At 55.4% G+C, this 14141-nt stretch carries 15 protein-coding genes and 1 riboswitch; of the genes, 6 read left to right on the top strand and 9 right to left on the bottom strand.

Features of this window, described 5'->3' with window-relative positions:
- Nucleotides 1-138 precede the first annotated feature (138 nt).
- The 7 genes from thiH to rsd form a co-directional block, all read right to left on the bottom strand.
- A complete protein-coding gene (gene thiH, locus RTX30_RS21890; RefSeq protein ID WP_312692835.1) occupies nucleotides 139-1293 on the bottom strand; it encodes a 2-iminoacetate synthase ThiH in 1155 nt (384 codons plus the stop codon).
- Complete coding sequence (thiG, locus tag RTX30_RS21885; RefSeq protein WP_312692833.1) at nucleotides 1290-2060, bottom strand: thiazole synthase; 771 nt, start codon at nucleotides 2058-2060, stop codon at nucleotides 1290-1292. The genes thiH and thiG overlap by 4 nt, the downstream gene beginning before the upstream one ends.
- Nucleotide 2061: 1 nt before the next feature.
- On the bottom strand, nucleotides 2062-2262 hold the full coding sequence (gene thiS, locus RTX30_RS21880) for a sulfur carrier protein ThiS (protein ID WP_312692831.1): 201 nt from the start codon (nucleotides 2260-2262) through the stop codon (nucleotides 2062-2064).
- Nucleotides 2243-3001: a HesA/MoeB/ThiF family protein gene (locus tag RTX30_RS21875; protein WP_312692829.1), complete on the bottom strand. Its 759-nt coding sequence runs from the start codon at nucleotides 2999-3001 to the stop codon at nucleotides 2243-2245. Before RTX30_RS21875 ends, thiS begins: the two co-directional genes overlap by 20 nt.
- Entirely contained in the window at nucleotides 2994-3629 is a 636-nt protein-coding gene (gene thiE / locus RTX30_RS21870; protein WP_312692828.1) for a thiamine phosphate synthase, read from the bottom strand. The genes RTX30_RS21875 and thiE overlap by 8 nt, the downstream gene beginning before the upstream one ends.
- Nucleotides 3629-5521, bottom strand: coding sequence for a phosphomethylpyrimidine synthase ThiC (gene thiC, locus RTX30_RS21865; RefSeq protein WP_312692826.1), 1893 nt, complete (start codon nucleotides 5519-5521; stop codon nucleotides 3629-3631). Before thiC ends, thiE begins: the two co-directional genes overlap by 1 nt.
- A gap of 84 nt (nucleotides 5522-5605) precedes the next feature.
- Nucleotides 5606-5759: riboswitch (TPP riboswitch) on the bottom strand.
- Nucleotides 5760-5813: 54 nt separating this feature from the next.
- Entirely contained in the window at nucleotides 5814-6317 is a 504-nt protein-coding gene (gene rsd / locus RTX30_RS21860) for a sigma D regulator (protein ID WP_312692824.1), read from the bottom strand.
- Between the two features lie 91 nt (nucleotides 6318-6408).
- On the opposite strand from rsd, the gene nudC reads away from it, so the two are divergent.
- The 6 genes from nudC (at nucleotide 6409) to RTX30_RS21830 (ending at nucleotide 10765) form a co-directional block, all read left to right on the top strand.
- Nucleotides 6409-7182: an NAD(+) diphosphatase gene (gene nudC / locus RTX30_RS21855; protein WP_312692822.1), complete on the top strand. Its 774-nt coding sequence runs from the start codon at nucleotides 6409-6411 to the stop codon at nucleotides 7180-7182.
- Nucleotides 7183-7221: 39 nt separating this feature from the next.
- Complete coding sequence (gene hemE, locus RTX30_RS21850; RefSeq protein WP_312692820.1) at nucleotides 7222-8286, top strand: uroporphyrinogen decarboxylase; 1065 nt, start codon at nucleotides 7222-7224, stop codon at nucleotides 8284-8286.
- A gap of 10 nt (nucleotides 8287-8296) precedes the next feature.
- Complete coding sequence (gene nfi / locus RTX30_RS21845) at nucleotides 8297-8977, top strand: deoxyribonuclease V (protein ID WP_312692818.1); 681 nt, start codon at nucleotides 8297-8299, stop codon at nucleotides 8975-8977.
- A gap of 33 nt (nucleotides 8978-9010) precedes the next feature.
- The gene (locus RTX30_RS21840; RefSeq protein WP_312692816.1) at nucleotides 9011-9601 is read left to right on the top strand and encodes a YjaG family protein; all 591 of its coding nucleotides are present in this window, start codon (nucleotides 9011-9013) and stop codon (nucleotides 9599-9601) included.
- A 186-nt stretch (nucleotides 9602-9787) separates the two neighbouring features.
- Nucleotides 9788-10060 carry a nucleoid-associated protein HU-alpha gene (hupA, locus tag RTX30_RS21835; RefSeq protein ID WP_035890328.1) on the top strand — a complete coding sequence of 91 codons (273 nt, stop codon included), beginning with the start codon at nucleotides 9788-9790 and terminating at the stop codon, nucleotides 10058-10060.
- Between the two features lie 12 nt (nucleotides 10061-10072).
- A complete protein-coding gene (locus RTX30_RS21830) occupies nucleotides 10073-10765 on the top strand; it encodes a DUF1481 domain-containing protein (protein ID WP_312692859.1) in 693 nt (230 codons plus the stop codon).
- An 87-nt stretch (nucleotides 10766-10852) separates the two neighbouring features.
- Here RTX30_RS21830 and purD read toward each other — a convergent pair whose 3' ends face one another.
- A complete protein-coding gene (purD, locus tag RTX30_RS21825; protein ID WP_312692812.1) occupies nucleotides 10853-12145 on the bottom strand; it encodes a phosphoribosylamine--glycine ligase in 1293 nt (430 codons plus the stop codon).
- 15 nt (nucleotides 12146-12160) lie between these two features.
- On the bottom strand, nucleotides 12161-13750 hold the full coding sequence (gene purH, locus RTX30_RS21820) for a bifunctional phosphoribosylaminoimidazolecarboxamide formyltransferase/IMP cyclohydrolase (protein WP_312692811.1): 1590 nt from the start codon (nucleotides 13748-13750) through the stop codon (nucleotides 12161-12163).
- Between the last annotated feature and the right edge of the window lie 391 nt (nucleotides 13751-14141).

Here is a 14141-nt window from a genome sequence, read left to right as displayed (position 1 = left end):
GGTCGGAGTTAAATGATGCGTGAGGGGTTCATCGTGGTTAACTCCTGTCAGTAAGATAACTGACAATGAAATAATGCAGCATCCGGCTGTCTGTACGCGACAACATGATCCTGGTTTTCCGAGCGACATCGAGAAATTTTAATTCATTATCAGTCCGTTGCTATTTTTTTTGGGTGTTCTTCCCAACCAGATGTCCCAGTCTTTCCATACCGGTTGTAATCCTCGTGCCAACAGAGCGTTAGCTACCTCCTGCGGCCGACGGCTGTCGTGAGGCGCGAATTGTTCCAGCTCAGGATGGTCATCCGCATAGCCGCCGGGCTGTGTTTTGGAAAACGCACTGACATTATTGATCGCAAGGGGAATGACATGATCGCGAAAGTGCGGCGATTCACGGGTCGATAATGACAACTCCACATCCGGGGCAAACAGACGAAAGGCGCAAATGGTCTGCACTAGCTGGCGCTCATCCATGATCGACGCAGGCGTAATACCGCCCGCACAAGGGCGCAGCCGGGGGAAAGAAATAGAATAACGGCTCTGCCAGTAGTGCTGCTGCAACCACAACAGATGTTCCGCCACTATAAAACAGTCCACCCGCCAGCTGTCGGCAAGGCCAATTAACGCGCCGAGTCCAATCTTATCGATACCCGCACGCCCCAGCCTGTCCGGTGTTTCTAAACGCCAGAAGAAATCCTGTTTATGGCCGCGCAAATGGTGTCGGGCATAGGTACTTTCATGGTATGTCTCCTGATAGACCATGACGCCATCCAGACCGAGCGTTTTTAGCTCGGCATACTCATCTTGCGAAAGGGGCTGGACTTCCATCTGTAGCGAAGCAAACTGGCGGCGAATTGCCGGGAAGTGACGGCGGAAATAGTCCATGCCCACTTTCCCCTGGTGTTCACCCGTGACCAGCAACAGGTGTTCGAACCCCAGTTCACGTATTGCCGCACACTCACGGGCTATTTCGCTTTCATCCAGCGTTTTGCGTTTCAGCCGGTTGCTCATTGAGAACCCGCAGTAGGTACAGTCATTGGCGCACAGGTTAGAAAGGTAGAGCGGCACATAGAAGCTTACCGTATTGCCAAAACGCTGACGCGTCATCTGCTGCGCTCGTTGTGCCATTGGTTCAAGAAAGGCGCTGGCGGCAGGCGAGAGCAGGGCCATCAAATCGTCACGCGTCGGTTGCCTGGCATGAAGCGCCCGTTCAACATCCGCTGCCGTTTTACTGTGGATGCGCAGGCGAATGTCGTCCCAGTTCAACTGCCGCCAGTGGTCAGTAAAGGTCATCATAACGAAGCCTCCAGGAAACCCGTCAGCGGGCTGGTAGCGGCGGCATGGCGCTGGCGGGCTCCCGGTACGGCTTCACGCGCCAGCGCACCGGCTTCTATGGCCAGACGAAAAGCGCGTGCCATCATGACTGGGGAGTCAGCCACCGCAATGGCGGTATTCACCAGCACGGCATCGGCACCCATCTCCAGTGCCTGCGCGGCATGGCTGGGCGCACCGATCCCGGCATCGACCACCACCGGCACGTGAGCCTGCTCAATGATGATCTCCAGCATCGCCCGGGTTTCCAGCCCCTGGTTTGAGCCAATCGGCGCACCCAGCGGCATAACGGCTGCGCAGCCCACCTCTTCGAGCCGTTTGCATAAGACCGGATCGGCACCACAGTAAGGCAGCACGACAAAGCCCATCCTCACCAGTTTTTCTGCGGCGCGCAGTGTCTCAATCGGATCGGGCAGCAGCCAACGCGCATCCGGGTGGATTTCCAGCTTTAACCAGGATGTTCCCAGTGCTTCCCGCGCCAGCTGGGCGGCGAATATCGCCTCTTCGGCATTTTTTGCCCCGGATGTGTTAGGTAGCAAGGTGACGCCCGCTTCGCGTAGCGGCTGCAAAATGCCGTCATTATGCTGACGGAGATCGACGCGCTTCATTGCCAGCGTCACCAGTTCACTGCCGGAGGCATGGATTGCTTCGACCATAACCTCTGGCGAGGCAAATTTCCCGGTGCCGGTAAATAAGCGTGAAGTAAATGATTTATCTGCAATTCGTAACATTTCAGCCCCCTGCAATAACCTGAAATAGCAGGATGCGATCGCCGTCCTGCACGAGATGGTCTTCCCACTGCTCGCGCGGCAGGATCTGTTCGTTTAATGCCAACGCGACACCTGGTTTTAACTGGTTGAGTTGGTTAAGCAGCGCGGAGACAGTAAGCCCGGCAGCACAGTGCATCGGCTCATCATTGAAGCGTATGTGCATGTTGCCCCCCACAGACCGGGCAGTTACTGGCGCGGTGCAATGCCAGCGTGCGCCAGAGATTGGTGCGGGCATCAAACAGCCGCAGCTCACCGCTGGTGGTGTTCATTCCACTTAACAGTTTGATGGTTTCCAGCGCCTGCATCGCGCCCATAATGCCGACTACCGGGCCAACAATGCCCGCCGTGCGGCAGTTGCGTTCCGGTTCGCTTTCGTCCGGCCACAGGCAGCGGTAACACCCTTGTTGCCACGGCGGCGTCAGCACCATTAACTGGCCGCCAAAGCCCACCGCGCTAGCGGTTACCAGCGGGGTTTCGAGCGCCACACATGCGGCGTTAATAGCCTGCCGTGTGAGCATATTGTCACTGCAGTCGAGTACCACATCGGCCTGCGCGACCTGCTGGAGCAATGCTTCGCCCCCTAAACGCTGTTGTAACGCAACGAGTTCGATATCGGGGTTGAGCTGCCGTAAACGCTGGGCGGTAACCTGGGTTTTCGGCTGGTTGATATCGTCGGTAGTAAAGAGGATCTGCCGCTGCAGGTTACTCAAATGTATGGCGTCATCATCCGCCAGCACCAGGGTTCCGATGCCCGCGCCGGCAAGATAGACGGCCGCTGGAGCGCCAAGACCACCAAGACCGATAATCAGCACCCGGCTGGCAAGCAGCTTCTGCTGGCCCGCAATAGCGATGTCCTCCAGCAGGATCTGGCGGCTGTAACGCATAAAATCGCGATCATTCATCACCGACCCCCGCCAGTTCCAGTAACTGATGAGTGGCCTGCCGCCAGTCGCTGGCTTGCGTGATGGCGCTAACCACTGCGATGCTGCCAACACCGGTTGCCAGCACATCCTGCGCCCGCGAAAGCGTGATGCCGCCAATTGCCACTGTGGGGTAATCTTGCAGTCGCGCAATGTGGCGTGCCAGTTGTTCAAGCCCCTGCGGTGCCGAGGGCATCTGTTTGGTTTGCGTAGGGAAAACGTGACCGAGCGCGATATAAGAGGGCCGTGCCGCCAGCGCTACGTCAATTTCCATATCGTCATGGGTTGAAACACCCAGGCGCAAACCCGCAGCGCGTATGGCGCTTAAATCGGTGGTTTCCAGATCCTCCTGCCCGAGGTGCACACCATAGGCGTTGTGCTTAATCGCCAGTCGCCAGTAATCATTAATAAACAGCCGCGCGTGGTAACGACGTCCCAGCGCGATTGCGGCCATGACATCGTCTTCGACTTCTTCGTCGCGCTGATCTTTGATGCGTAATTGCAGCGTACGTACGCCAGCCTCCAGCAGCCGTGCGATCCACTCCACGCTGTTCACCACCGGGTAGAGACCGAGACGGAACGGTACCGGAGGAAAGTCGGGTTGGTACATCAGGCTTCCTCCTTCTTCAGGTAGATTTCACCGCCGCGGGCGCGAAAGTCCGCCGACTTATCATGCATTCCGACTTCGATAGCCTGCGCTGCCGCGTAATCGCGCACTTCCTGAGAGATTTTCATGGAGCAGAATTTAGGGCCGCACATGGAGCAGAAATGGGCAATTTTGCCGGACTCCTGCGGCAGGGTTTCATCATGGTAAGCACGGGCGGTAAACGGATCCAACGCGAGGTTGAACTGGTCTTCCCAGCGGAACTCAAAGCGCGCTTTTGACATGGCATTGTCGCGGATTTGCGCGCCAGGGTGGCCTTTTGCCAGATCGGCCGCATGGGCAGCAATTTTGTAGGTGATCAGCCCTTGTTTCACATCCTCTTTATTTGGCAGACCGAGGTGCTCTTTTGGCGTGACGTAACAGAGCATGGCGCAGCCAAACCAGCCAATCATGGCGGCGCCAATGCCAGAAGTGAAGTGGTCGTAACCTGGGGCTATATCGGTGGTCAATGGCCCCAGCGTGTAGAACGGTGCTTCGTGGCAGTGTTCCAGCTCTTCGGTCATGTTGCGGCGGATCATCTGCATCGGAACATGGCCCGGGCCTTCAATCATCACCTGTACGTCATACTCCCAGGCGATTTTGGTCAACTCACCCAGCGTATGCAGTTCGGCAAACTGGGCTTCATCGTTAGCATCCTGAATCGAGCCGGGGCGCAGCCCGTCGCCGAGTGACAGCGAGACGTCATAGGCGGCGCAGATTTCGCAAATCTCGCGGAAGTGGGTATAGAGAAAATTCTCCTGATGGTGGGAGAGGCACCACTTGGCCATAATCGATCCGCCGCGTGAAACAATGCCAGTCAGGCGTTGCGCGGTCATCGGCACATAACGTAACAGGACGCCTGCGTGGATCGTGAAATAGTCCACTCCTTGTTCAGCCTGTTCGAGCAGCGTATCGCGGAAGGCCGGCCAGGTCAGATCTTCGGCGATCCCATTGACCTTTTCCAGCGCCTGATAGATCGGTACGGTACCGATTGGCACCGGGCTGTTGCGCAGGATCCATTCGCGGGTTTCATGGATATAGCGGCCAGTGGACAGATCCATCACCGTGTCTGCGCCCCAGCGGGTCGACCACACCAGTTTTTCCACCTCTTCTTCGATGGATGAAGTAACGGCTGAATTACCGATATTGGCATTCACTTTTACCAGGAAGTTGCGCCCGATGATCATCGGTTCCGATTCCGGGTGGTTGATGTTGGCAGGAATAATCGCGCGGCCTGCGGCAACTTCGTCGCGCACAAATTCCGCCGTGATATTGTCTGGCAGGCGGGCACCAAAACCTTCACCAGGATGCTGCCTGCGCAGCACTTCACTGCGAATGCGTTCGCGCCCCATATTTTCGCGGATGGCAATAAATTCCATCTCCGGGGTAACGATCCCCTGGCGCGCATAGTGCAACTGAGTCACACACTGGCCTTTTTTGGCGCGGCGTGGGGTCAGTAGCCCGCTGAAGCGCAGCTCATCAAGCCCTTCATCTGCCAGACGTGCGTTGGTATAGGCCGAACTGCGTGCGTCGAGCGTTTCGCTGTCATCACGCGCGGCTATCCACGGTGCGCGTAGCTTCGCCAGGCCTTGCTGCACATCGATGGCGATCGCCGGATCACCATACGGGCCGGAAGTGTCGTAAACCGGTACCGCTTCGTTCTCTTCAAACTGTGGTTGTTCTTTCGTGCCGCCAGTCAGCGTTGGGCTGAGCTGGATTTCGCGCATCGGCACGCGAATATCCGGCTGGGAACCGGTGATATAAATGCGTTGCGAGTTGGGGAACGCGGTGCCTTCCAGCGTGTCGATAAAGTGTTGCGCCTGGGCGCGTTGTTCACGGCGTGTAAGTTTTGCAGACATAGCTCATTCCAGACAGTAAGGAGATGGCTTGTCAGACGACGGATGGAGTAATGGCAGCAAACCGCCCGTAAGGGTGGCTGATGTGAATGGATTACTCTTGTTCCCTTCGCAGGTTTTAACCTGATCAGGTTCCGCGGATCCCGAATTAACGGTCTCAGCCTTTTCCACTTCATCTTTCGCGCCGCTTCGCGGCATGGCGAATCATGTTGTGGAGAGATAGGCACTCCGACAAGAAAAACCCCGTCCTCAGACGGGGAACTGCTTTTTAAACTACGCGTTACTTTTTAAGAATTCAAGCCGGACGCGCCATGCCGCTTTCGTCATTGGCGCTCTCATTGAGGTCGTAATCAAAGGCCAGCTCAATCAGTTTGTCTTCCAGCGTAAAGCGAGCGGCAAGCGCCTCGCCGATGCCAGAAAGCGCTTGCTGGAATTCAAGGCAGTTGTCGTCGTCGATGGCATTTTCGAGGCTGGAATCATAATAATCCATGATTTCGACGGTGTTCGCTTCCAGCAAAGGGTAAAGTTGGGTAGCGACTAAAAGTGGGCTATTCCCTTCCATTTCGCTAATGACGCGTTCATAAATACTGAAGTGGCCTGCGGAGAGATACTCCACCAGATTGTGACAAAAATCGTCCAGCGCTTTTTCGTTCAGCTGCATGTACGATCCTTTGCCAGGCTTAATGCCAACCAGATTGTAGTAAGAGACGAGAAGTTGCTTACGTACAAGTAGCCAATGGTCGACAAGTGTGTTACTTCCTCCAACGCGCTCTGTCAGGCTTTCTAACTGGTTTAGCATAATTGACTCCGCAATATGTCAGTGAAAAAGTGCTCATCCGAATGTAATAATAATGTTAACAAAATGCCAGTGAAGCTAAGGTAGTACTCGAATGGTTCGTGTTATTGAAGCATGTGATCATGGCTGGTGGATCGTGAGCCATGAACAAAAATTATGGTTGCCCGGTGGAGAATTACCACATGGGCAGGCAGGAAATTTCGATCTTGTGGGGCAGCGCGCTCTGCAGATTGGTGAATGGCAAGGCGAAACGGTATGGATGATCCGCCAGAATCGACGTCAGGATATGGGCTCTGTACGTCAGGTGATCGATCAGGATGCCGGGTTGTTCCAGCTGGCCGGGCGTGGTGTGCAACTGGCAGAGTTCTACCGTTCTCATCAGTTCTGCGGTTACTGCGGGCACACTATGCACCCGAGCAAAACAGAGTGGGCCATGCTCTGCGATCACTGCCGCGAACGTTATTATCCGCAGATCGCGCCGTGCATTATTGTTGCCATTCGACGTGATGACACCCTTCTGTTGGCGCAGCATACGCGCCATCGTAACGGGATCTACACCGTACTTGCCGGGTTTGTTGAGGTGGGGGAAACCCTGGAGCAGGCCGTTGCGCGGGAAGTGATGGAGGAGAGCGGCATCAAAGTGAAAAACCTGCGCTACGTAACCTCCCAGCCATGGCCGTTCCCACAATCGCTGATGACCGCGTTTATGGCGGAATATGACAGCGGCGAAATCAATATTGACCCAAAAGAGCTGTTGGATGCGGGCTGGTATCGCTACGACAGTCTTCCTTTGTTGCCACCGCCGGGTACCGTTGCACGCCGACTGATCGAAGACACGGTGGCGATGTGTCGGGCAGAGTACGAGTAAGGTGTATATACTGGCGGCCTGACGCTTAAGGAACTGACAATGACCGAACTGAAAAACGATCGTTACCTGCGCGCGCTTCAGCGCCAGCCAGTAGACATGACGCCGGTATGGATGATGCGCCAGGCGGGCCGCTATTTGCCGGAATATAAAGCGACGCGCGCGCAAGCCGGCGACTTTATGTCGCTGTGCAAAAATGCTGAGCTGGCGTGTGAAGTGACGTTACAGCCTCTGCGCCGCTATAAACTGGATGCGGCGATCCTCTTCTCGGACATCCTGACCATACCGGACGCCATGGGCCTTGGGCTCTATTTTGAAGCGGGGGAAGGGCCGCGTTTTACCTCGCCCATCACCTGCAAGTCGGATGTGGATAAACTGCCAGTGCCGGACCCGGAGAATGAACTGGGCTATGTTATGAATGCGGTGCGGACGATTCGTCGCGAGCTGAAAGGGGAGGTGCCGCTGATTGGTTTCTCCGGCAGCCCGTGGACACTGGCCACATATATGGTGGAAGGCGGCAGCAGCAAAGCTTTTACCGTTATCAAAAAGATGATGTACGCCGAACCGCAAACGCTGCATCTGCTGCTGGATAAGCTGGCGCAGAGCGTCACGCAGTATTTGAATGCGCAGATCCGCGCGGGCGCGCAGTCGGTGATGATTTTCGATACCTGGGGCGGGGTGCTCACCGGGCGTGACTATCAGCAGTTCTCGCTCTACTACATGCATAAAATCGTCGATGGCCTGTTGCGTGAAAACGAAGGCCGCCGTGTACCGGTAACACTGTTCACCAAAGGTGGTGGTCAGTGGCTGGAAGCGATGGCAGAGACGGGGTGTGATGCACTCGGTCTGGACTGGACAACGGATATCGCCGATGCGCGTCGCCGTGTAGGCGATAAAGTCGCGCTGCAGGGCAACATGGATCCGTCCATGCTGTATGCGTCGCCGGCACGTATCGAAGAAGAAGTAGCGACTATTCTCGCAGGCTTTGGCAAGGGCGAAGGCCATGTGTTTAACCTCGGTCACGGCATCCATCAGGATGTTCCGCCGGAACATGCAGGAGTCTTTGTCGAGGCGGTGCACCGTCTGTCGGCCTCCTGGCATCAGTAAGGAGAGGATTATGGATCTCGCGTCTTTACGCGCTCAGCAACGTGAACTGGCTTCATCAGTGATCCATGAGGATCGCCTGGATAAGGATCCGCCGACGGTGATCGGTGGAGCAGATGTGGGTTTCGAACAGGGCGGCGAAGTGACGCGAGCGGCGATGGTGCTGCTCTCTTATCCGTCGCTGGAACTGATTGAGTACCAGGTGGCAAGGATAGCCACCACCATGCCTTATATCCCCGGTTTCCTCTCTTTCCGTGAATACCCGGCTCTGCTGGCGGCCTGGGAACAGTTGTCGCAAAAGCCGGACTTGCTGTTTGTTGATGGGCACGGCATCTCTCATCCACGCCGCCTTGGCGTTGCCAGTCACTTTGGTCTGCTGGTGGATGTTCCCACTATCGGCGTGGCGAAAAAGCGCCTGTGCGGTAAATTTGAGCCGCTTGCCGACACGCCCGGCGCACTCGCACCGCTAATGGACAAAGGCGAGAAGCTGGCATGGGTCTGGCGCAGTAAAGCGCGGTGTAATCCCTTGTTTGTGACGACCGGGCACCGCGTCAGCCAGGATAGCGCGCTTGCATGGGTGCAGCGTTGCATCAAAGGCTACCGGCTGCCGGAGCCGACACGCTGGGCGGACGCGGTGGCATCTGGTCGTCCGGCTTTTACGCGTTGGCAGGCAATTCAGCACGATATCAGGTAAACTGCCGCGTATTACCGACTTTGAGAAGCGATCATGTTACAAAACCCAATTCACCTGCGTCTGGAAAAGCTGGAAAGCTGGCAGCACGTTGTTTTTATGGCCTGCCTGTGCGAGCGCATGTATCCTAATTACGCAATGTTCTGTCAGCAGACGGAGTTTGGCGATGCTCAGCTTTACCGGCGTATTCTCGACCTGGTGTGGGAAACGCAAGTGGTGAAAGATGCCAAAGTGAATTTCGATAGCCAGCTCGAGAAACTGGAAGAAGCGATCCCTGCGGCTGACGATTATGATCTGTATGGCGTCTACCCGGCAATTGATGCCTGTGTGGCGCTCAGTGAGTTGATTCATTCGCGTTTGAGTGGCGAAACGCTCGAACATGCTATTGAAGTGAGTAAGGCCTCAATTACCACCGTAGCGATGCTCGAAATGACGCAAGCGGGTCGTGAAATGAGCGACGAAGAGTTGAAGTTAAACCCCGCGGTAGAGCAGGAATGGGATATCCAGTGGGAGATTTTCCGCCTTTTGGCTGACTGCGAAGAACGCGATATTGAGCTGATTAAAGGGCTGCGCGCAGACCTGCGTGAGGCTGGCGACAGCAATATCGGTATAAATTTGCAGCAATGAGACAACAAAACGTGATTTAACGCCTGTTTTGTCATGCCTGAAGGCTTCCCATCACACCCCCGTCTGGTCTACATTTGGGGGGCGAAAATAAGTGGCTATCGGTGCGTGTATGCAGGAGAGTGCTTTTGAGGCATTTCCGTCGCACTCGATGCTTAGCAAGCGATAAACACATTGAAAGGATAACTTATGAACAAGACTCAACTGATTGATGTAATTGCAGACAAGGCTGATCTGTCTAAAGCGCAGGCGAAAGCTGCACTGGAATCCACCCTGGCTGCTATTACTGAGTCTCTGAAAGAAGGTGATGCTGTACAACTGGTTGGTTTCGGTACCTTCAAAGTGAACCACCGCGCTGAGCGTACTGGCCGCAACCCGCAGACCGGTAAAGAAATCAAAATCGCCGCAGCTAACGTGCCGGCATTTGTTTCTGGTAAGGCACTGAAAGACTCTGTTAAGTAAGACAGCGTGGCAGTGAACAGTTTTGTCGAAGGGGCGGTTTCGCCCCTTTTGTCATTCTGGCGTCGCCCGTTAACGCTGGCCGGTATGCTGTTGCTGGCGGGCTGTAGCCATGATTCATCACTCCCTCCCTTTACCGCCAGCGGTTTTGCCAGCGATCAAGGCGCGGTGCGTATCTGGCGTAAAGATTCGGGTGGAGAGACGCATCTGCTTTCCGCTTTTAGCCCATGGCATCGCGGGAATACCACTCTGGGCGAGTATCGCTGGCAAGGCGATGCGTTGACCCTCGTCGAACTCACGGTCTACGGTACCCCCCCTGAGCATATCCGCGCCCGTTTTGATGACCGCGGCGAGCTGAGCTTTATGCAACGCGATGTGGGCGGCCAGAAACAGCAACTCTCCGGCGATCAGGTCGCGTTATACCGCTACCGTGCTGAGCAAATTCGTCAGACCAGCGATGCGCTGCGGCTGGGGCGGGTGGTGCTGCGTCAGGGACGCTGGCAGGCGAATCGCACCATACAAACCTGTGAAGGGCAAACGGTGAAGCCGGCGCTGGATAGCTACGCGCTGGAACGTATTGAGCGACGTCAGAACCATTCTAAGGTGGCGGTAAGCGTGGCGTGGCTGGAAGCACCCGAAGGCGCACAGATTTTGCTGGTAGCTAATGAGGATTTCTGCCGCTGGCAACCGACAGAGAAGAGTTTTTGATATCGCCTGGTGGTGCTCTGCTGAAACGTTCTGCGAAACGTGTTGGCCGGGTAACTGTCCTGCTACCCGGCAACATGTAATACCTTTTTACTTGCCCTGTTCGCGGGCAATCGCGCGGTAACCAATATCCTGGCGGCTAAAGCAGTCATCCCACTGAATATCAGTCATTAATGCATATGCGCGCTGTTGTGCTTCGGCAACGGTATGACCTAACGCCGTGACGCACAGAACACGTCCACCCTGGGTCAATACCCGATCGTCAGCAGAGAGTTTCGTCCCCGCATGGAACACTTTGCCGTCGGCGACTTCTTCCAGCGGCAGACCGTGGATCTCGTCACCAGTGCGGTAATCGCCAGGATAGCCGCCAGCGGCCATGACCACACCCAGTGAAGCGCGCGGATCCCACTCGGAGGTCTTTTCATCCAGCTTGCCTTCACAGGCCGCCAGACACAGTTCCACCAGGTCTGATTGCATACGCAACATGATCGGCTGGGTTTCCGGATCGCCAAAGCGGCAGTTGAATTCGATAACCTTTGGATTGCCTTGTTTATCGATCATCAGACCGGCATACAGGAAGCCGGTATAGGTATTGCCTTCTGCCGCCATGCCGCGCACGGTCGGCCATATTACGCGCTCCATAGTGCGCTGGTGAACCTCATCGGTCACGACCGGAGCAGGGGAGTAAGCGCCCATGCCGCCGGTATTCGGGCCGGTGTCGCCATTGCCCACGCGTTTGTGATCCTGGCTGGTCGCCATCGGCAGGACATGCTCACCGTCAACCATCACGATGAAACTGGCTTCTTCGCCATCCAGGAACTCTTCAATCACAATGCGGTGGCCCGCGTCGCCAAAGGCGTTGCCTGCCAGCATATCGTGGACGGCGGCTTCTGCTTCTTCTAACGTCATGGCAACAATAACGCCTTTACCCGCAGCCAGGCCGTCGGCTTTTATCACGATCGGCGCGCCTTTTTCCCGCAGGTAAGCCAGCGCCGGTTCGATATCGGTAAAGTTTTGATATTCCGCCGTTGGGATCTTATGGCGCGCCAGGAAGTCTTTGGTAAAGGCTTTCGAGCCTTCAAGCTGGGCTGCGCCTTGCGTTGGACCAAAGATCTTCAGTCCCGCTGCACGGAATGCGTCGACGACGCCAATGACCAGCGGCGCTTCCGGACCAACGATGGTTAAATCGATTTTTTCGTTCTGTGCAAAGCTCAACAGGGCAGCAATATCCGTTGCGGCAATCTGCACATTTTGCAGTGTAGGCTCCAGCGCCGTGCCTGCGTTGCCCGGTGCCACGAAAACGGTATCAACCAATGGCGACTGTGCTGCTTTCCAGGCCAGCGCGTGTTCGCGCCCGCCGTTACCGATCACTAATACTTTCATTGTCTGCTCCGTGGATTAATGGCGGAAGTGGCGCATGTCGGTGAAGATCATCGCAATGCCATGTTCATCAGCGGCGGCAATCACTTCGTCATCGCGGATAGAGCCACCCGGCTGGATCACGCAGGTCACACCTACCTCTGCCGCAGCGTCAATACCGTCACGGAACGGGAAGAAGGCGTCAGACGCCATCGCAGAGCCTTTCACTTCCAGCCCTTCGTCACCGGCTTTGATCCCGGCGATTTTTGCAGAGTAGACGCGGCTCATCTGGCCTGCGCCAATACCGATAGTCATGTTCTCTTTTGCGTAGACAATGGCGTTGGATTTCACGAACTTCGCTACTTTCCAGCAGAACAGCGCATCACGCAGCTCCTGCGCAGTAGGCTGGCGTTGAGTGACGACGCGCAGTTCGTTTTCGGTGACCATACCCAGGTCGCGATCCTGAACCAGTAAACCGCCATTTACGCGTTTGAAATCAAGGCTGGCAACAGGTTTTTCCCATTGGCCACAGACCAGAACGCGGACATTCTGTTTCGCTGCCGTGATCTTTAATGCTTCTTCCGTGGCGGATGGCGCAATGATCACTTCAACAAACTGACGGGAGATAATTGCCTGCGCAGTTTGGGCATCCAGTTCGCGGTTAAACGCGATAATGCCGCCGAAAGCCGAGGTCGGGTCGGTTTTATACGCACGATCGTACGCATCCAGAATAGAGTTACCCACTGCCACGCCGCACGGGTTGGCGTGTTTTACAATGACGCATGCCGCTTCGCTGAATGTTTTGACGCATTCCAGCGCGGCATCGGTGTCGGCAATATTGTTATAAGAGAGCGCTTTGCCCTGCAATTGCTGCGCGGTAGCAACGGATGCCTCTTTGATCTCTTCTTCTATATAGAAGGCGGCTTGTTGGTGGCTGTTCTCGCCGTAACGCATATCCTGCTTTTTAATGAAGTTCAGGTTCAGCGTGCGCGGGAAGCGGCCGGCAGGTTCTTTGCTTTCGCCGTGATAAGCCGGTACCAGGCTACCAAAATAGTTGGCGATCATGCTGTCGTAAGCGGCAGTATGTTCAAATGCTTTGATCGCCAGATCGAAACGCGTGGCGAGCAGCAGTGAGCCATCGTTCGCATCCATCTCATTAATAATGGCGTCGTAGTCGCTGCTCTTCACAACGATCGCTACATCTTTATGGTTCTTCGCGGCGGAGCGCACCATTGTCGGGCCGCCAATATCAATATTCTCAACGGCATCTTCCAGCGAGCAACCTTCGCGGGCAACGGTCTGTGCGAACGGGTACAGGTTAACAACGACCATATCGATAGGTTTGATCGCGTGCTCAGCCATGATCGCCTCGTCCTGATCACGACGACCAAGGATCCCGCCATGTACTTTCGGGTGCAGCGTCTTAACGCGTCCATCCATCATTTCCGGAAAACCGGTGTAGTCGGAAACTTCGGTCACTGGCAGGCCTTTATCTGCCAGCAGACGCGCGGTTCCGCCTGTAGATAGCAGTTCTACGCCACGCTGAGAGAGCGCCTGTGCGAATTCGACAATACCCGCTTTGTCAGAAACACTGAGCAAAGCGCGGCGGACTGGACGACGTTGTTGCATGGTAAATCCCCTGGATTTGACTTGAACAGAGAGCGTTAGGTGAATTTTATGATCCTAAAGGATCCGAAAACTCATCTAACACCTCTTCTGGAACGCGTTATTTTTGCGCGGGCATTGTAACGAAAACGTTTGCGCAACGCTCGCGAATTTTTAGCCTTTTGCCGTATTGTGGATAAGTCTGTGTGTAAATAGGTATAAGGGCGGGTTTTGCTGTGGAATGCAGCAGTCAGTCATTTTTATGTCATTTTTCTATTGCGGGGGGCCGAGAACTCCCTATAATGCGCCTCCATCGACACGGCGGATGTGAATCACTTCACACAAACAGCCGGTTCGGTTGAAGAGAAAAAATCCTGAAAATCAGGGTTGACTCTGAAAGAGGAAAGCGTAATAT

It is taken from the genome of Kosakonia sp. (genome assembly GCF_032052965.1).
In the GTDB taxonomy this organism is placed as follows: Bacteria; Pseudomonadota; Gammaproteobacteria; order Enterobacterales; family Enterobacteriaceae; genus Kosakonia.
This window is presented reverse-complemented; position numbering and strand designations above follow the sequence as displayed.